This window comes from Paraburkholderia sp. BGA-UO-ETr-F12, from assembly GCF_059567945.1.
Genome location: NZ_JCAQOZ010000056.1, coordinates 543,280 through 561,098, shown reverse-complemented (window position 1 = coordinate 561,098; position 17,819 = coordinate 543,280). Strand labels below are relative to the sequence as shown.

At 62.0% G+C, this 17,819-nt stretch carries 20 protein-coding genes; 5 read left to right on the top strand and 15 right to left on the bottom strand.

Features of this window, described 5'->3' with window-relative positions:
- The first annotated feature begins 8 nt into the window (after positions 1 to 8).
- Positions 9 to 629, top strand: coding sequence for an ABC transporter ATP-binding protein (locus AC57B6_RS26540; protein WP_216752131.1), 621 nt, complete (start codon positions 9 to 11; stop codon positions 627 to 629).
- A 67-nt stretch (positions 630 to 696) separates the two neighbouring features.
- Here AC57B6_RS26540 and AC57B6_RS26535 read toward each other — a convergent pair whose 3' ends face one another.
- The 13 genes from AC57B6_RS26535 to AC57B6_RS26475 all read right to left on the bottom strand — a co-directional run bounded on the left by AC57B6_RS26535 (position 697) and on the right by AC57B6_RS26475 (position 12,370).
- The gene (locus AC57B6_RS26535; protein ID WP_454807744.1) at positions 697 to 1,113 is read right to left on the bottom strand and encodes a universal stress protein; all 417 of its coding nucleotides are present in this window, start codon (positions 1,111 to 1,113) and stop codon (positions 697 to 699) included.
- Between the two features lie 152 nt (positions 1,114 to 1,265).
- Positions 1,266 to 1,592 (bottom strand): hypothetical protein, encoded by a 327-nt coding sequence (locus AC57B6_RS26530; RefSeq protein ID WP_035519153.1) that lies wholly within the window; start codon positions 1,590 to 1,592, stop codon positions 1,266 to 1,268.
- Positions 1,593 to 1,619: 27 nt separating this feature from the next.
- Entirely contained in the window at positions 1,620 to 1,835 is a 216-nt protein-coding gene (locus AC57B6_RS26525) for a hypothetical protein (protein WP_030098922.1), read from the bottom strand.
- A gap of 119 nt (positions 1,836 to 1,954) precedes the next feature.
- A complete protein-coding gene (locus AC57B6_RS26520; RefSeq protein ID WP_028193902.1) occupies positions 1,955 to 2,653 on the bottom strand; it encodes a response regulator in 699 nt (232 codons plus the stop codon).
- A gap of 104 nt (positions 2,654 to 2,757) precedes the next feature.
- The gene (kdpC, locus tag AC57B6_RS26515; protein WP_028193903.1) at positions 2,758 to 3,339 is read right to left on the bottom strand and encodes a potassium-transporting ATPase subunit KdpC; all 582 of its coding nucleotides are present in this window, start codon (positions 3,337 to 3,339) and stop codon (positions 2,758 to 2,760) included.
- A gap of 18 nt (positions 3,340 to 3,357) precedes the next feature.
- Complete coding sequence (gene kdpB, locus AC57B6_RS26510; protein ID WP_496422416.1) at positions 3,358 to 5,493, bottom strand: potassium-transporting ATPase subunit KdpB; 2,136 nt, start codon at positions 5,491 to 5,493, stop codon at positions 3,358 to 3,360.
- Between the two features lie 13 nt (positions 5,494 to 5,506).
- Positions 5,507 to 7,315 carry a potassium-transporting ATPase subunit KdpA gene (gene kdpA, locus AC57B6_RS26505; protein ID WP_496422415.1) on the bottom strand — a complete coding sequence of 603 codons (1,809 nt, stop codon included), beginning with the start codon at positions 7,313 to 7,315 and terminating at the stop codon, positions 5,507 to 5,509.
- Positions 7,312 to 7,407 carry a K(+)-transporting ATPase subunit F gene (gene kdpF, locus AC57B6_RS26500; RefSeq protein WP_028193906.1) on the bottom strand — a complete coding sequence of 32 codons (96 nt, stop codon included), beginning with the start codon at positions 7,405 to 7,407 and terminating at the stop codon, positions 7,312 to 7,314. Before kdpF ends, kdpA begins: the two co-directional genes overlap by 4 nt.
- A gap of 246 nt (positions 7,408 to 7,653) precedes the next feature.
- A complete protein-coding gene (locus AC57B6_RS26495) occupies positions 7,654 to 8,622 on the bottom strand; it encodes an O-fucosyltransferase family protein (protein ID WP_496422414.1) in 969 nt (322 codons plus the stop codon).
- Between the two features lie 181 nt (positions 8,623 to 8,803).
- Positions 8,804 to 10,096 carry a multicopper oxidase domain-containing protein gene (locus AC57B6_RS26490; RefSeq protein ID WP_496422413.1) on the bottom strand — a complete coding sequence of 431 codons (1,293 nt, stop codon included), beginning with the start codon at positions 10,094 to 10,096 and terminating at the stop codon, positions 8,804 to 8,806.
- Position 10,097: 1 nt separating this feature from the next.
- A complete protein-coding gene (locus AC57B6_RS26485) occupies positions 10,098 to 11,531 on the bottom strand; it encodes a TolC family protein (protein ID WP_454807754.1) in 1,434 nt (477 codons plus the stop codon).
- On the bottom strand, positions 11,528 to 11,851 hold the full coding sequence (locus tag AC57B6_RS26480) for a hypothetical protein (RefSeq protein WP_030098929.1): 324 nt from the start codon (positions 11,849 to 11,851) through the stop codon (positions 11,528 to 11,530). The genes AC57B6_RS26485 and AC57B6_RS26480 overlap by 4 nt, the downstream gene beginning before the upstream one ends.
- A 93-nt stretch (positions 11,852 to 11,944) precedes the next feature.
- On the bottom strand, positions 11,945 to 12,370 hold the full coding sequence (locus AC57B6_RS26475) for a hypothetical protein (protein ID WP_183796677.1): 426 nt from the start codon (positions 12,368 to 12,370) through the stop codon (positions 11,945 to 11,947).
- A gap of 182 nt (positions 12,371 to 12,552) precedes the next feature.
- Between AC57B6_RS26475 and AC57B6_RS26470 the strand changes: the two genes are divergently transcribed.
- The 3 genes from AC57B6_RS26470 to AC57B6_RS26460 all read left to right on the top strand — a co-directional run bounded on the left by AC57B6_RS26470 (position 12,553) and on the right by AC57B6_RS26460 (position 14,399).
- Positions 12,553 to 12,750 carry a heavy-metal-associated domain-containing protein gene (locus tag AC57B6_RS26470; RefSeq protein WP_030098931.1) on the top strand — a complete coding sequence of 66 codons (198 nt, stop codon included), beginning with the start codon at positions 12,553 to 12,555 and terminating at the stop codon, positions 12,748 to 12,750.
- A gap of 112 nt (positions 12,751 to 12,862) precedes the next feature.
- Entirely contained in the window at positions 12,863 to 13,261 is a 399-nt protein-coding gene (copM, locus tag AC57B6_RS26465) for a CopM family metallochaperone (RefSeq protein WP_028193913.1), read from the top strand.
- A 118-nt stretch (positions 13,262 to 13,379) separates the two neighbouring features.
- Entirely contained in the window at positions 13,380 to 14,399 is a 1,020-nt protein-coding gene (locus tag AC57B6_RS26460) for a MerR family transcriptional regulator (protein WP_028193914.1), read from the top strand.
- 169 nt (positions 14,400 to 14,568) lie between these two features.
- Here the strand turns inward: AC57B6_RS26460 and AC57B6_RS26455 are convergent, their stop codons facing one another.
- On the bottom strand, positions 14,569 to 16,374 hold the full coding sequence (locus AC57B6_RS26455; RefSeq protein ID WP_178370291.1) for an ABC transporter transmembrane domain-containing protein: 1,806 nt from the start codon (positions 16,372 to 16,374) through the stop codon (positions 14,569 to 14,571).
- Positions 16,375 to 16,507: 133 nt separating this feature from the next.
- Here AC57B6_RS26455 and AC57B6_RS26450 point away from each other — a divergent pair, with 133 nt between their 5' ends.
- Positions 16,508 to 16,699: a hypothetical protein gene (locus AC57B6_RS26450; protein ID WP_474631480.1), complete on the top strand. Its 192-nt coding sequence runs from the start codon at positions 16,508 to 16,510 to the stop codon at positions 16,697 to 16,699.
- 15 nt (positions 16,700 to 16,714) lie between these two features.
- On the opposite strand, the gene AC57B6_RS26445 is transcribed toward AC57B6_RS26450, so the two are convergent.
- Positions 16,715 to 17,506, bottom strand: a complete 792-nt coding sequence (locus AC57B6_RS26445) for an MHYT domain-containing protein (RefSeq protein ID WP_496422412.1) — start codon at positions 17,504 to 17,506, stop codon at positions 16,715 to 16,717.
- Positions 17,507 to 17,819 lie beyond the last annotated feature (313 nt).

Below are 17,819 nucleotides of genomic sequence, written 5' to 3'. Positions count from 1 at the left end.
CTACGTTTATGCTTCGATTCGAGAACCTCAGCAAACGCTATAGCGAACGCCTCCTCTTCCAGCACCTGCATTACGACAGCGCGGCAGGATGCGTGGCGCTCAACGATGAATCAGGCAGTGGCAAATCCACATTGCTAGGCATGCTCGCAGGCACGATCGAACCCGACGCGGGCGAGGTGTGGCTCGGCGGCCACTCGCTGCACAGCGCGCCGCATCAGGCGAAATCCGTGCTCACGTATGTGCCGGAAGACTGCATGACCTATCCCGACCAGACGGGTCGCGCGTATCTGAATCGCGTGGCGGCGGAGCGAAACACGGTGCTCGACGCTCACACGCTCGATCTCGCCCATCGCTTCGGGCTCGAACCGCATCTCGACAAGCGCTTCGAACAGATGTCGTTCGGCACGCGCAAGAAGATCTTTCTCTCGGGGGCGGTACTCGGCGACACGAAAGTCGTGATCGCGGATGAACCGGTAGGCGGACTCGACGCGTCGGCACGCGCGGTTCTGGTCGATCTGTTTAAAACGCTCGCTGAAACCCGCACCGTCTTTTTCTCGAGCTACGACCTCGCATTTACGCAAGCCTGCGAGGCGAGCACCCTCTGCTTTGCCGAGCTGGGTAAGGAATGAATAAGCGCGAGGCGGTTGCACCGGCATGGCAAGCAGATGGTGCTGCCTCCGATGAACGTGGGCTATTTCAATGAACCATCGTGACCGGCGTGGGGGTTCGCCTCGATAGAGACGCGAACATGGCCAGCCTTCTGAAGAAGCCCATCCGGCTTGCGTCGATCACCATCACGTCTGGGCGGCTGGTTGCCGCATAATCGGCGATGGCTTTCGTGCGGTGCCCGAATACCCGTTTCCAGTGGTACGGCACACCTGCTTCTTCCAGTATGGTGCGGGCGTCGATCAACGCTTTCAGCATGGCCTGCTTTTCCATCCGCACCAGTGAGCTTCGGGTGTGGAAGGCTGCCGCGCGCCCCTGATCCACCGGCTCGAGTACTTCCAGCAATTCGACTTCGGTCACGCCACGCTCCAGAAACATGAAGGCCGCGTAGCGCGCGGCTTCTATCGCGCCGCCATGGTCGAGAACAGGAATCAGCATTCGTATCATCGAGAACTCCGGCAGGTAGCTTGTACTTTTAGCTTAGCCAATGCGGTGTTAATGTCGTGTAAAAAAATGGCATGTAGAAATCTTCATGCTAAAGCACGCCGCAGTGGAATGTGTCCGCATGCAGGCACATTCCACTGCGGCGTACCGCGTTCTCACGATGTCTGTATCGCTGCGGGATTCAGTTCGATATGCAGAATGACCAGCCACCGCTTCGGACAATCCTCGGCAATCTGCAACTCCTGCTTGCGCTCGCCAACCGTCTTCACGAAACCCTTCTCACGTGCGAAACCGAACGCGCGCCGCGCGTCGGATTGCAACCATAGGGTGAGCAGCCCGCATGTCACGCAACTGAAAAGCCAGATCGTTTCATGGGGCAGCGCGGCGTCGAGTTGCTGCGCGACGTACGTAAAAATAGTCGTGAGAACCTGATTGGTGACGAAGGCGATGGCGACGACCTTGCACATTCCCCTGAATATCATGGCGGGTCTTGATGGCGTCATGGATTCTCAAACCCCGAGCATGCGGCGTGCTTCGGCTTCGGCCAAGGCCAGTGCCGCGGCGCAATCGCGCATCGGCCGGCCGCAGCCACGCCCGGTAACCTGCTGGATCTGCCTGTCTTGCCGCGTGGTCGTTACGCGCAGTGCGCCTTTGAACATGTGGCCCGGCGCGGGGAATACGCACGCCTCGACGGTCACGTTACCCTTTGTTTGCTTGAATGCCATACATCCTCTTTCAATTCGCGGACTCATTCTTACGGCGGTATGCCAGATTTGAACTATACGGACGACACCGTAAAGACCGGGAAACGATTGCCGCCGGCGCCATAAAAATCCTGTGAAATTCATCGCACGCCGACCAGCCGGTAGCCGACGCCGGCCTCCGTGACAAAGTGCTCAGGATGCGCCGGGTCGCGTTCGAGCTTGTGGCGCAGATGCGCCATGTAAATGCGCAGGTAATGGTGATTGTCGAGTCGCAACGGCCCCCACACCTCGCCGAGCAGTTGCTCATGCGTCAATACGCGCCCAGGATGGCGCACCAGCACGGACAGAAGGCGATATTCGGTGGGGCTGAGATGGACTACGTGGCTGCCGCGCACCACCCTTCGTTCACCGAGATCGATCGTGACCAGACCAAACTGAACCTGAGGCGTGCCGGCCCTGTCGCCGTTGGCCTGCCTGCGCAAATGGGCGCGAATCCGCGCGCTGAGCTCCGGCAGGCCGAACGGCTTGGTGAGGTAGTCGTCGGCGCCGGCATCGAGTGCGGCTACCTTGTCTTCCTCGCGGCTTCGCGCCGACAGCACGATCACCGGCATCGCCGACCAGCCGCGCAACTCACGAATCACCTCGATGCCGTCCATGTCCGGCAAATTCAGATCGACGATGACGAGATCCGCTAGCCGCGTCGCCGCCTGTGCGAGGCCCTGCGCGCCGGTCTGCGCTTCGAAGACACTCATGCCATTCGCTTCGAGGCTGCTGCGAACAAAGCGGCGGATGGCTTTGTCGGCGTCGATCACAACGACTGTTACGGTGGGATCGCTCATGAATGTGCCACGTCGGCAGCAGCCCGTTGAGGTAGCGGCCAACGTCCAGGCGGGGTCTCCGTAATGATTGAACAGCAAAGAAAGAGCAACAGTAATCAACCGGTTCAATGCATCGGCTTGAGATCGTCCAAAGCGAGATTGAGCTTCAGCACGTTCACGCGTGCCTCGCCAAAGAGGCCGAACTGCCGCCCCGACGTGTTACGCGCAACCAGATCGTTCACCTGGCCGACCGTCAGGCCGCGAGCCTTCGCCACGCGCGCCGCCTGATAGGCGGCCGCCGCCGGACTGATCTCCGGATCGAGCCCGCTGCCCGAGGACGTCACCAGATCCACCGGCACCGGTTGCGACATGTCGTTGCCGGCCGCTTTCAACGCGTCGAGGCGGCCTTTTATTTCGTCGGCGAGCGCGGGGTTGGTCGGGCCGAGGTTCGAGCCACCCGAGTTCTGCGCGTTATAGGGCTGGGGCGTGGTGGCCGACAGGCGTCCCCAGAAATAGGCCGGCGCGTCGAACTGCTGACCGATCAGCGCGGAGCCGACCGTCTTGCCGTTCTTCTCGAGCAGACTGCCGTTCGCTTGCGCCGCGAAGGCCGTATGACCGATTGCGGTCACGACGATCGGATAGATCACCCCGGTGATCACGGTCATCAGGATGAAAAGAACGAGCAGCGGACGAAGCAGCGTTTTCATGATCTTCACTCTATTGGGTCAGACCCAGCCGAACACGTTCAGCACCATATCGATCAGCTTGATGAACGGGAACGGCAGCAGTATTCCGCCCAGCCCGTAGATCAGCAGGTTGCGGCGCAGCAGCGACGCCGCGCCCAGCGCCCGGTATTTCACGCCCTTGAGCGCCAGCGGGATCAGCGCAACGATAATCAGCGCATTGAAAATCACCGCCGACAGAATGGCCGACGAGGGCGAGCTCAGATGCATCACGTCGAGCACACGCAGTTGTGGATAGGTTGTCGCAAACGCCGCCGGGATGATCGCGAAGTACTTGGCGACGTCGTTCGCAATCGAGAACGTGGTGAGCGAGCCGCGCGTCATCAGCATCTGCTTGCCGATCTCGACGATCTCGATCAGCTTGGTCGGATTCGAATCGAGGTCGACCATGTTGCCGGCTTCTTTCGCGGCCTGCGTACCGGTGTTCATCGCCACCGCCACGTCCGCCTGCGCGAGCGCCGGGGCGTCGTTGGTACCGTCGCCGGTCATCGCCACGAGGCGGCCTTCGGCCTGGTGCGTGCGGATCGTGGCGAGCTTCGCTTCCGGCGTGGCTTCGGCGAGGAAATCGTCGACCCCTGCTTCGGCTGCAATCGCGGCGGCCGTGAGACGGTTGTCGCCCGTCACCATGACGGTCTTGATACCCATCTTGCGTAGCTCAGCGAAGCGTTCCTTGATGCCGCCCTTGACGATATCCTTCAACTCGATCACACCGAGGCACCGCGCGGCACTCTCGCCACGATCATGTTGCGCGACCACCAGCGGCGTGCTGCCACGCCGCGCGATCTCCGACACGGCCGCGCTCAGCTCCGCGGGAAACCGGCCGCCGTGCGCCTCGACGTAGTGTTTGATCGCATCGGACGCCCCCTTGCGAATCTCCCGTTCGGGCAGATCGACACCGCTCATGCGCGACTGGGCGCTAAAGGCGAGGAAGGTCGCCTGCAACGCATGCATATCGCGTTCGCGAATATTGAAGCGCTGCTTGGCCAGCACGACGATGCTGCGCCCCTCCGGTGTTTCGTCGGCGAGCGAGGACAGTTGCGCCGCGTCGGCAAGCTGTTCCTCCGTGACACCCGGAGCCGGCGTAAAGGCCGAGGCCTGCCGATTGCCGAGCGTGATCGTACCGGTCTTGTCGAGCAGCAGCACGTCGACGTCGCCCGCCGCTTCCACGGCACGGCCCGAGGTGGCGATCACGTTCGCCTGCATCATGCGGCTCATGCCGGCCACGCCGATCGCGGACAACAGCCCGCCGATGGTGGTCGGAATCAGGCATACCAGCAACGCGACCAGCGCCGTGATCGTGACCACGTGCCCTGCTTTCGCGGCCTCGACTGAAAACATCGAGAACGGCAGCAGCGTGGCGGTGGCGAACAGCAGCACGAGCGTCAGCGCGACCAGCAGAATCGTCAGCGCGATTTCGTTGGGCGTTTTCTGACGCTTCGCACCTTCCACCATCGCGATCATGCGGTCGAGGAAGGCCTCGCCCGGATTCACGGTGACCCGCATGACAATCCAGTCCGACAGCACGCGCGTGCCGCCCGTCACCGACGAGAAATCGCCGCCCGACTCGCGGATCACCGGTGCGGATTCGCCCGTGATCGCCGATTCGTCGACCGACGCGACACCTTCGAGGACCTCGCCGTCAGCCGGAATCACATCGCCGGTTTCGACCAGCACGACATCGCCTTTACGCAGTTCGGTCGCGGTCGTGATGCGGATCGGCGACTTGGGATGCGCCTCCTGCAGCTTCTTCGCCATCACGTTGTGCTTCGCGCCGCGCAGCGAAGCCGCTTGCGCTTTGGAGCGGCCCTCGGCGAGCGCCTCGGCGAAGTTGGCGAACAGCACGGTAAACCACAGCCAGAGCGCGATCGCGAGAATGAAACCGGCGGGCGCCTCGGCCTGTCCCCCGAGCGCGGCGATCCACAAAACGGTGGTCAGAGTGCTGCCGACGTACACGCAGAACATCACCGGATTACGCAATTGATGACGTGGCGCGAGTTTCCTGAACGAATCGACGAGCGCCGGCCGGGCAATCGCCGGGTCGAACATCGAGCGCGCGGCATTGCGCGCCTGGCCGATGTTGCCCGGCTGATGAACCGGCGGTTGGAGTCCGTTGGTCATGCTGTCCTCTCAGTCAATGTCCCGCGACCATGATCAGATGTTCAACCACAGGGCCGAGCGCCAGCGCCGGCACGTACGTGAGGGCGCCGACCAGCACCACCGTGCCGAGCAGCAGCACCACGAACAGCGGGCCGTGCGTCGGCAGCGTGCCGGCGGTGGCGGAGATGCGTTTCTTGGCGGCCAGCGACCCGGCGATCGCCAGCACCGGCACAATCGAGCCGAAGCGGCCGAACCACATGACAAAGGCCAGCGTGCTGTTGTAGAACGGCGTATTGACCGAGAGGCCGGCGAACGCGCTGCCGTTGTTATTGGCGGCCGAACTGTAGGCGTAAAGAATCTCGGAGAAGCCATGCGGCCCGGGATTGGCAATGCCCGCCACGCCGGCTGCCGTCAGCACGGCGATCGATGCACCGACCAGCACGAGCAGCGGCGTGAGCAGCACGGCAATCGACACCATCTTCATCTCGTACGACTCGATCTTCTTGCCGATGTATTCCGGCGTTCGTCCGATCATCAGACCGGCCACGAACACCGCAAGCAACGCGAACACGAGCATGCCGTAGAGACCCGAGCCGACGCCCCCGAAGATCACCTCGCCGAGCTCGATCAACAGGAGCGGAACGAAGCCGCCCATCGGCGTCAGCGAATCGTGCATGTTATTCACGGCGCCGCACGACGCGGCGGTGGTCGCCACGGTAAAGATGCCGGACTGAGCGATGCCGAAGCGGGTTTCCTTGCCTTCCATGTTGCCCCCGGGCTGCGTGGCCGACGCGGTTTGATCGACATGCAACGACGCATACAGTGGGTTGCCGTTCTGCTCCGACGAAATCTCACCCCAGCAGGCAAGCGCGAAAGCGATCGTCATTGCCGCCAGCACGGCATAGCCCTGACGCGGGTCGCCCACCATCCGGCCGAACACCACGCACAGCGCAGCCGGAATAACCAGCATCGCGATCATCTGCACGAAGTTGGAAAACGGCGTCGGGTTCTCGTACGGATGGGCGGAATTGGCGTTGAAAAAACCGCCGCCGTTGGTCCCGAGCATCTTGATCGCTTCCTGCGACGCGACCGGCCCCATCGCGAGGGTCTGCTTGTCGGCCTTGTTGTCCACCATCACCGGGTTGCCCTTCGCGTCCTTGACGGGATTGCCCTGGGCGTCGGTCTTCGGTGTTTGATACGTTGTCACCTGCAGCGTCGGCACGTCTTCGTACGACTTGAAGTTCTGAATCACGCCCTGGCTGATCAGGACAAGCGCAATCGCCGTAGCGAGCGGCGCGAGGATATACAACGTGATACGCGTCAGATCGACCCAGAAATTGCCGATCGTCGCCGTCGTATGGCGCGCGAAACCGCGAATCAACGCGACCACGACAGCAATGCCGGTGGCGGCCGAAAGGAAGTTTTGCACCGTCAGCGCGGCCATTTGCGTCAGATAGCTGACGGTCGATTCAGGCGTGTAGTCCTGCCAGTTCGTGTTGGTCACGAAGCTGACTGCGGTGTTGAAGGCGGCGTCGGGTGTCATCGGTCCGAAGCCTTGCGGGTTTGCAGGCAGCCATTGCTGCAGACGCAGAAATCCGTACACCGCGGCCACACCGAGGGTATTGAACGCCAGCACGGCCAGCGCATAGCGCTTCCACGACATTTCGGCGCTGGGGTCGACCCCGGCGAGCTTGTAGAACGCGGTTTCGATCGGCCGCCCGAGCCGGCGCACGACCACCGAGGAACCGTCCACCACGCCGGTCATATAACGGCCGAGCGGTATGGCGAGCGCAATCAGCACGACGATGAAAACGCCGGGCTGAACCAGGTTGTTGAGGTTCATTCGAGAGCCTCCGCGCGCAGCAGTGCATACACGAGGTAAGCGAACAGAATCAGCGTCGAGGCCGCGGCGAGCCAGGTCATCCAGGTAGTCATGGACGGCCACCAGGTGCGCGGTGCAGCTTGTCGCAGCCCATTATGAAGGCCGCAACGAGACCGCCGAACGCAACGATTGCGATGAGATAAAGCAGATCCATGGCCCAGTCTCCACAAGGGACTCCTGTACCGTGAAATCTAGGAAAATCCGCGTAAACACAGCGTTAAGACTTGGCCGCGTTTCGTAAATATGACGGGAGCGGAAGGCAGAGAGCGCCGCGCCGGTGTAGCGGCAGACCACGCACCCTATGCCGCCTGAGCCGCCTTATCGTGCGCGGCCTGTTCGAGCCAGAGCCGGCTATCGGGAAACCAGAATGCGTCCGGGCGCGGTGGCGAGACGAGTTTCACCGGAAGGGCGGGATTGAAGATCTTCGACCAGGCTGACAGGTAAGACGGCGTCTTCACGAGAAACCCGCAATTGGCGAGCAGCAGGCTGGAAAGCAGCGCCTCGCGGCCGATCTCGAGTCCGGGATAGCCGCTGAAGTGAACGGGTGTGCTGCCGCATGCCAGGTGTTTTGCCGGTGCGACCGTGACTGGCTTGCCGAACGGCCACGCGATAAAGAAATCGATAAACGCCTGTTCGTCACTCGATATGAAAATATGGTCGAGGTGCGGATTTTCCGCGAGCGCCGATTCCACCTGCCGGCAGAAGCTTCCCCATGAAACCGGCACGGCCTCCAGGGTCTTGTCGGTTCCTCTGAAATGCGCGCCAAGGGTCGACGCGCCGATCCCGAGCTTGAGGCAGATTGCGTCGACTTCTTCGAGGATATGCGCGGCCGGCCGATAGTGGGCGAAGAACAGTTCGCTTGCGCTCCTGAGTTGAAGCAGGCATTCGTAACGCTGACGAAAGCCCAGATGGACCAGGTCGCGAACCGTCGACGTCCTCACTTTATGGGCGACCGCGACACCCGAGGTGGGACGCACGGGTTCAAAGAAAACCGAGAACCAGTCCAGTTTCCCCTCGGCGTCGCCATACAGCCCACCGCGCGCGCTAATGCACGGGGTGAGGCATTTCTCGTCGCAATACATCAGAATAAACAGGACCATCTGCATCACGGAGAAAAACCCGGAGTTCTCCTGAATCTCGATGGAAAAAACGCCCCTGTTCAAACGTTGCCTGGCGTGAAGTGAGAGCCGGCGCGGCATGGCCACGGAATGCTTGAACCCCTCGCTGCGTCGGATCTGTTTCGCCCGATCGACCACCTTTCTCAACATGCCGACTCCTAATTAATTAGGTATTCTTTGAAATTGCACGGACCTGTTTGACTGCGAAGGAACGGACGACCCAGCATAGCATTTCAGGAAGTCAGCTCACGTAAGGTTCGCCCCGTCTTGGTGAGCTAGCGCACAAAGAATCGGTAAGGTTTTCCCTGGATCGGCATACCGCGCCGCCAACTCAACCAGGCAGTTCGTCGGTGTATTCGTACGCCACGGTTCCTTGCGGATGCCTGAACCACCCCGGGTCGCGATAGTCGTTGCGCCCCAACCCCTCCCGCACTTTCACGACGCTGAACATGCCGCCCATTTCCAGCGCGCCGAACGGCCCCGTGCCGGCCATCATCGGCAACGTGTTATCGGGTAGCGGCATTTCCATGCCCCCCATTGAACCGCCCGTGCTGCCCATCGCCATGTAATCGGGCACCAGCTTGTTGATACGTTTCGCGAGGTCCTGCTGCGGCACGCCGATCAGGTTCGGCACCTGGTGCCCCATCGCATTCATCGTGTGATGGGATTTGTGGCAATGAAACGCCCAGTCGCCGGGCCGATTCGCGGTGAACTCGATCGCACGCATCTGGCCGACCGCGACATCCGCGGTCACCTCCGGCCAGCGCGCCGAGGGTTGAATCCATCCGCCGTCCGTTCCCACCACTTCGAACTGGTAGCCGTGCAGGTGGATCGGGTGATTGGTCATCGTCAGATTGCCGACGCGAATGCGCACGCGATCGCCCGCGCGCACCGGTAACGCATCGATACCCGGAAACACGCGGGCATTCCACGTCCACATGTTGAAGTCGGTCATCTCGTTCACGCGCGGCGTGAAGCTGCCTGGGTCGATGTCGTAGGCGGACATGATGAACACGAAGTCGCGATCCACCCACATGACGCCCGGGTCCTTCGGATGAACGATGAAGCTGCCCATCATGCCCATCGCCATCTGCACCATCTCGTCGGCGTGCGGGTGATACATGAACGTGCCGTGCTTCTCGAGCTGAAACTCGTAAACAAAGGTCTTGCCCGGCGGAATATGCGGCTGCGTGAGACCGCCGACGCCGTCCATGCCGCACGGCAGGAGCATGCCATGCCAGTGAACCGTGGTGTACTCCGGCAGCCTGTTGGTCACGAAGATGCGAACCTTGTCGCCTTCAACGGCCTCGATGGTCGGCCCCGGCGCCTGACCGTTATAGCCCCACAGATGAGCACTCATGCCCGGCGCGAGTTCGCGCACCACCGGCTCGGCAATCAGATGAAACTCCTTCCAGCCGTTCTTCATGCGCCACGGCAGCGACCAGCCGTTCAATGTGGCTACGGGCGTGTACGGCCGCCCACCCGGAGGCGCGAGCGGCGGCTGCATCGCGGCCGTGGTCATCGTGGGCGCTTCGGGCAGTGACGCGGCGCCGGCTTTGCTGACCAGTGCCGCTCCCAACAATGCGGCGCCGGAGCCGCTGAGAAAATTTCGACGAGACACCATGTCATTGCCCTTCAGAATCGGTGGATGACGCTTGCGGCGCCATGGATGCGAATGGCGCCGCGGCCATTGCGAGAGGCGGCAGACGGCCGCCGAGCGCCTGTTGCAGATCGGTCTGCGCGAGCCAGTAGTCCCTGAGCGCGTCGATCGCGCTGTTCACGGCGCCGATCTGGTCGCGCGAATCGGCGAGCAGTTCGAATACGCTCGCGAGCATGCCGTTATAGCGAAGCAGCAGTTCGTCCGACATGGTTTTGCGGATCGGCACCACTTCGTCGCGATAGTGCTTCGCTACGTCGTAGTTCGTCACATAGGCCGAATACGATTCCCGCACCTCGGAGCGCGCGTTGATCGCGGTCTCGGCGACGCGGTTCGCGGACCGTAGATAGATCGCTTCGGCGCGCGCCACTTTCGAGGCGCCCCAGTCGAAGAGCGGAATCTCGACGCCGATCTCGTAGCCCTGCTCGCGGCCATCGGAGCTCGTGAAGTTGTTCTGATACCCGACATCGAGCGCATTGATGAATCGCGTTGCCCGGCTCAGGCCTAGAGAACGTGCCACGCTTTGCGTCTGCAGCTTCGCGGCCTGAATGTCCAGGCGGTTCTCCATCGCGAAGCGCTCGAGATCCGGCAACTCGGGCCGGGTTGCGGGCAGGTCGGGCAGACGCTCGGGGAGGTCATACTCGGCCTGCGAACCCCATAGGCCCATCGTACGAGTGAGTTTTTCCCGCGCGGATACGGACTGTTGCCGCGCCTTCGCCAGTTGGACAACGGCTTGCGCGTAGAAGGCCTGCTCACGCGCGTAGTCGAGCTTGCTGAAATTGCCGGCCTGCTGCATGCGCAGCGCGAGCTCGGCACCGGCTTGCGCCGAGTCCTTCACCTGCTCCGCGTAGCCAGCCGATTGCTTCGTCGCGACCGCACCGATATAGGCGCGGCGCGCGTCGGCGGCGACCTTGAGCATGGCATCCGCCGCGAGCAGCCGGGTCTGCTCGAAACGGCCGCTTTCAATGCGCGTCGCCAACGGCAGCGTTAGCACGCTCAACAGGCCGAGCGTGAATGTGCGGCTGATGCTCAGATCGCTGCCCCCGTGTGTACGGCTGAAGGTGAAGCCGGGATTCGGCAATCGTCCCGCCTGTACCAGGTCCGCCTCGGCAATGCCGAGGTCGCTGTACGCGGCTTGCAATCCGCGGTTGTTCAGCAGTGCGATCTGGACGGCGTCGTCCATGCTGAGTGGCCTGGACAACAGTTCTTGCGTGCGCCGGGCTACAGCGCTGCGGTTTTCGTCCGTTCTCACCAGCACGGCGTCTTTTCCAAGCCGCTGCGATGCCGTGGTGGAAACAGTGTCGAAGCCGCCGTCCTTCGAAAACGTCGTGCAGCCGGTGAGAACCACCAGCACGGTGACGGCGGCGATGACGCGGCTGTCTGGAAACGGAGTGCGCTTCATTTCGCCGGCTCCTCGTGATGGGCGCCGTGCTGGTCATCGTTGTCGCCATCGTTGGCATCATCATCAGCGTCACTATCCGAATGCATTTGACCGTGGTTCATTCCGGCCCCGCCGGATGGACTCGCCACCGCGCGATTTAGCAATTGCCAGCCGGGTGTTTTCTGCTCCCGATAAGGTCGATAGTCCGCAAAGACTGACGGTACATTCACAGCAGGAACCGATGCCGCGGGATCCGCCGGATCGGGACGTGTGGGCATGGCGTGCACGAGCGCCGGCAATACTGCCGTCGCGCCGAGCAGCGCCGCAATAAACGTTCGCATTGATTTTCTCGTCGTATGCCACCCGGACGGCCGACGTGCAACGTGCGGCCATCAAGGCGAAATTGAACATCGCAGCTTCACGCTGCGAAAGAACTAGACGACAGAGATTCGGGGAGGTCGCTCGATGCCGTCGGTCAGAAACGACGCGACGCGGGCTGCAGGAGGAAGAGGTACGGCGAAAGGAATAACGGCGGCGGATATCGCCGCTTGCGGATCAGCCGGCAAACCACCGCCGAAACAGCAGGACGCGCAAGCCGCGCAGGTGTGAGCATGATGCGCATCGCCCTGATGACTGTGGTTCTGGGCCTGCACGCTAGCGTCATCATGGCCGCCAGCGGCCGTCATCATTTCGGCTCCGCCATGCTGATGGATCATCTCACTGGCATTCTGATAACGCATGGCCCCACCTTCCCCACCGATCTGCGAGGACTCGCATTTCATGGAGACGACCGCGAACGACTGAACCGGAAGGCTCAGCGCGAGCAGCACGACGAGGAAAAGTTTGCGCCAGTAAGACATGGGTACGGAGTCTAGCACGCTGATTAAGAAGACTGTAAGGCAGGAAGCTGGTCGGCCCGGGCCATTTTTTTTCACCCCGAGGGCTCACGGTCGCTGACAACATGAACAAGGATAAATACGCTTGACCTTCCCGCGGTGGGAAGGTCCAAGCTCAGGTTCTGACTTCACACTGGAGGTGGGAAATGGAATTCGCAATCCCGGATATGACGTGCGGCGGCTGCGCCAATGCGATTGCCCGTGCAGTGACTGGTCTCGACCCCGCGGCGAAGCTCGACGTCGATGTCGCCGTTAAAATCGTGAAGGTCGCGTCGAGCCTGCCGCCGCAACGCGTCATCGCGGCAATCGAGGCGGCGGGCTTTCATGCTTCGCTCAGGACCTGAACAGAGCGCATTGGGCCATGTCTGGCGCGTTGCGCGCGCCCCCCTGTTCGCAGCATCATTCATGGCCGTCTGATATCTCCTTGTCCCAAACGGAACACCCAATATGAAAAACATGAAAAATCTTCGCGCATTCCGTGCCCTTTGCGTCGTGAGCGGCATGGCGTTCGCCGTCGCGGCAACACCCGTCCACGCACAACAGGCGGCGTCGATGCCGGGCATGGACATGTCCCACCCGGCGGACACCGGGTCGAGTGCGTCGACCCATGCTTTCAAGGACGCCGACGAGAAAATGATGCAGGCCATGGATGCCCCGACCTACACGGGCAACGCCGACAAGGACTTCGTCGCGCATATGATTCCGCACCATCAGGGCGCGGTCGAAATGGCCCAGGTAGAGTTGAAATACGGCAAGGATCCCGAGCTGAAACGCCTCGCCCACAACATCATCAAGGCGCAACACGAGGAGATCGCGTTTATGCAGCGCTGGCAGGCGAAGCACGGCGACAAGTGACAACGGGCACGATTGCCGCCTCAACACTTTGACGTTTTGAAGTTTCAATGCCCTGCTTGACCCTCACGCAACGTCAGGTTTTAGTCTCCATGCAGGCATGAAGAAAGGAGCAATTTCGATGCTGCTGAAAGTAGGTGAACTAGCCAGGCGATCCGGCATTACGGTACGCACGCTTCATCACTACGACGCAATCGGCTTGCTCACGCCTTCTGCCCGCTCCGATTCGGGCTACCGGCTCTACAACCGCGACGACATCGCCAGGCTGCACCAGATTCAGGCGATGCGGCGGCTGGGCCTGTCGCTGGCCGACATCGGAGCCTTGCTGGCCAGACCGGACTCCTCCCTCGCTTCGATTGTCGAGCAGCAGATCGCAGCGCTGACTCGACAGATCGATCGGGCAACCGACCTGCGCGACAGGCTTCATCGTTTGCGCGGGCAGTTGATGACGGGAGAAGAACCCGATCTTGCCGACTGGCTAACCACGTTGGAGTTGATGACCATGCAAGATAAATATCTTACGCAGGAAGAGCAGAACCAGCTTCGTTCGAACAAGAGCGCCGGGGCGGCCGACTGGCCGGCATTGATTCAGGCGGTGCACGCGCTGATGGATCGCAACGCGCCTGTCGAAAGCAACGAGGCCCAGGCGTTGGCGCAGCGCTGGACCTCGCTGGTGGCCGATTACACCGGCGGCGACCCGGGTCTGCTGTCGAAGCTCGACACCATGCATCGCAATGAACCGTCGCTGCAGGTGAAAAGCGGTATTACGACTGAGCTGATGGCGTATATGACGCGCGCTATCAGGCACTCGAAGTTCGCGCTATATGCAAAATACCTGTCACCGCAGGAACTGCAACGCATGCGTAACAGAGACGAGCGTTACGTCTCCGAATGGCCGGGTCTCGTCGCGGAAATCCGGCGCGCCATGGAAAGCGGCAAAACCGCTCACGAGCCATCGGTTCAAAAGCTAGCGCTGCGCTGGATGGACCTGCTTAACGATTATGTCGGCCCGGACCCGGAAACTCACCGGAAACTGCACGCTGCCTACGAGAACGAACCCGCGATCCTGTCGGGCACGGGAATCGATCAGGCCATGCTCGCCTATCTTCGCGATGCGCTGGAGATCGCGCAGCCGCATTGAGGTGGTGTGGTGTAGCGCCACCGATTGTGGGATGGCCTGCAACGTAGGGCGCGTGATTGGTTCGGTTTTCCCATTCGGTGTGAGGTAGTTAAGCACGGGGTGCCTGTCGCTGGGACGATCCATTCCCTTGGTAGCAGACACACCGTTCGCACCGAGCCAACCGGGTCGCTCAGAGCGCCCCCTGCGCGGCCAGCCCCGCCGGCTCGCCGAACTGCAGGGCCGCAAGCTGGGCATAAAGCGGCGAGCTCAGCAGAAGCTCGGCGTGCCGCCCCTGCGCGACGATGCGGCCTTGTTCCAGTACGACAATGCGGTCAGCCTGCTGCACGGTCGCGAGACGGTGCGCGATGACCAGCGTGGTGCGGTTCTGCGCGGCATTGTCGAGAGCCTTCTGGACCAGCCGCTCGCTGGCGGCATCGAGCGCGCTGGTTGCTTCGTCGAGCAGCAGGATGGGCGGATTCTTCAGGATCGCGCGTGCGATCGCAATGCGTTGGCGCTGTCCACCCGACAGTCGCACGCCACGCTCGCCGAGAAAAGTATCGTAGCCTTGCGGCAATTCTTCGATGAAACCGGCCGCGGCGGCCATATCGGCAGCCCGCTGCACTTGCGCCAGGGTGGCATCCGGCGCGCCGTAGCGGATGTTGTCGAGCACGCTCCCCGAAAAGATCACCGATTCCTGCAGCACCACGCCGATTTCTTTGCGCAATTCGACGAGCGGCACGTCACGCGTCGCGACGCCGTTGATCAGAATGCTGCCGGACTGCGGATCGTAAAAGCGCAACAGCAGTTGAAACAACGTCGTCTTGCCGGCCCCGGACGGCCCGACCAGGGCGACATGCTCACCCGGACGAACATCGAGAGACAGTGCGGAAAGCGCGGCAATGCCAGGACGCGACGGGTACGAGAAACTGACGTTGTCGAAGCGGATGCCCTCGCCGCGCGCCGGCAGTGCAACCGTGGTCCCGGCCTCCTGCACCGGCGAGCGCGCCGCCAGCAGTTGCAGCAGACGCTCGGTGGCGCCGGCGGCGCGCTGCAGATCGCCCCATACCTCGGCGACCGCTCCCACGGCGCCGGCCGTGAACACCGCGTAGAGAATGAACTGGGACAACTGGCCCGCCGTCATGCGCCCGGCCAGCACGGCCTGCGCCCCGAGCCACAGCACGAACACGATGGCGGTGAACACCAGCACGATCACCACGGCGGTCAGCCACGCGCGTGCGCGAATGCGCGTGAGCGCGGTCTCAAAGGCTGCCTCCACCGCGCCGGCAAAACGCCGTGTCTCGAAGGGCTCCTGCGTATAGGACTGCACGGTCGGCATCGCATTGAGGACCTCGCCCGCCAGCGCGCTCGTGTTCGCGATCTTGTCCTGGCTCGCGCGCGAAAGCCGCCGCACGCGCCGGCCGAAGATCACGATGGGCGCGACCACCACGATCAGCGTCGCGATGATGTAACCGGACAGCACCGGGCTCGTCACCGCCAGCATGGTCAGGCCGCCGGTCAGCAGAAAGAAGTTGCGCAGCCCCATCGACAGGCTGGTGCCCACCACCGTCTGGATCAAGGTGGTGTCCGCGGTGAGTCGTGACAGCACCTCGCCGGTCTGCGTGGTCTCGAAGAACTGCGGACTCATCCCCAGCACGTGGTTATAGACCGCACGCCGCAAGTCCGCCGTAACCCGCTCGCCCAGCCATGACACGAGATAAAAACGTGCCGCGGTGGCGCCGGCAAGTACCAGCGAAACGACGAAGAGCGCGAAGAAATAGCGATCGATGTGCGCCCGCTCGCCGCTCGCGAAACCGCGATCGATCAGGTATTTGAAAGCTACCGGCAACACTAGCGTGGCGCCCGCCGAGGTCACCAGCGCAAGAAACGCGAGCGCCCAGCGGCCGGCATAGGGCCGCAGGAAGGGAAACAACGCGAACAAAGGGCCGATACGCCGCGAGGCTGGCGAAGGCGGTGAAGACGGCACAGCATCTGGCATGAAGATTCCCAAGCGAATCGGAGGTCACCCAGATTGTGCCAGTCCCGCGGGTTTGAAGGCGGCTCTAACCTGCTTGCCGCGACTATCCATCTGTATCAAGATCGAGTCGAGTCATCCGCACGAGGCCATGGTCATGACAGACGACACCGATCCCGACAAACTGGAAGGCCCCGGAGGTATGACCCTGCGCCAGATTCACCAGCAGGTGCAGAAAAGCGTTGAACGGGACCGCGAAGAGCAGGCCTCGCACCACGCTAGCGCGCCGCAGCGCAGCCGGTGGCAACGTTGGGTGCGCTACGTGTGGGGCCGCAGCGGGCGCCGCTAGAGCGCGGCAGCCCGCTCAAGGTATCGGACCCCGCAAGCGATCGATCTGCTCATTGAGCCGGGCAACGGAGTTGGCGAGAAACTCGGCCCGGGCATCAAGACGGGACAGCAGCAACGTCACAAGCAGAATCGCGAACGTAAACGGAATGACGGCCGCCGCGAGCCATTCAGGCTTGACGCCGTTCGCCGCACCGCAAACCGACCCAACCGGGAAATTCGCCGCGGCCATCCCGGTGTAATGCATGCCGGCGATCGCCGCGCCCATGACACAGGCCGCCGCAACGCGCTTGCGCATCACATGGTGCTGGTCGCCGTGGCGCAGCGTGTGTGCGACCCACAGCGCCGCGGTGGAAGCTGCGATGGCAATGACAATCGACGCAATGAAAATAGTCGGCTCGTAACTGATAGCGGGGTTCATCAGCATCGCGGCCATGCCCATGTAATGCATGCCGGCGATTCCAAAGCCCATCAAGACCCCGCCTGCGAGCAGATGGGACAGCTTCAGACGTTCCTGCGTGACGACATGCAACGCAAAACCGGAGATGAGTACGGCGATGACAAGCGAATAACAGGTGATAGCAAAGTCGTAGCCAATCGGAATGCTGAGAGAAAACGACAGCATCCCGATGAAGTGCATTGACCAGATGCCGATGCCCATCACCAACGCGCCGGCCGCCAGCCATATGCGGCGGGCGCGAGCGTAAGTCAGCAGGGAAAGCCGGTCGGCAAGATCAATGGCGGTGAAGGAAGCTAGCGTCGCGACGATGAGAGAAACGACGACTAACCCCAGATTGTAGTGACTTTGCATGGGTCGGCGGCTCCTTGATGAAAGCTCGATTACCGGTTATCGACAGCCTCGCGCGGCTTGCCCGCCGACGAATAACTGCTCTCTATGAATCGCACTGGCCTATGCGATATGAATTTATTCTGAATCCCTTTGCGCCACCGGGTGATCCCGGCAGTTCGCGTATTCTAAACGCGCCTCGTACGCTCACGTGAGCACAATCGCGCGAGATGCATTTCTATTTCTCACGCCAATATTCGTTGAGCGGCACTAGCTCCCTCTTTTCGCGCTGCTGCGGCTTCCTCTCTTTCCCGATCCGTCGCGGTGCGGTACGCAC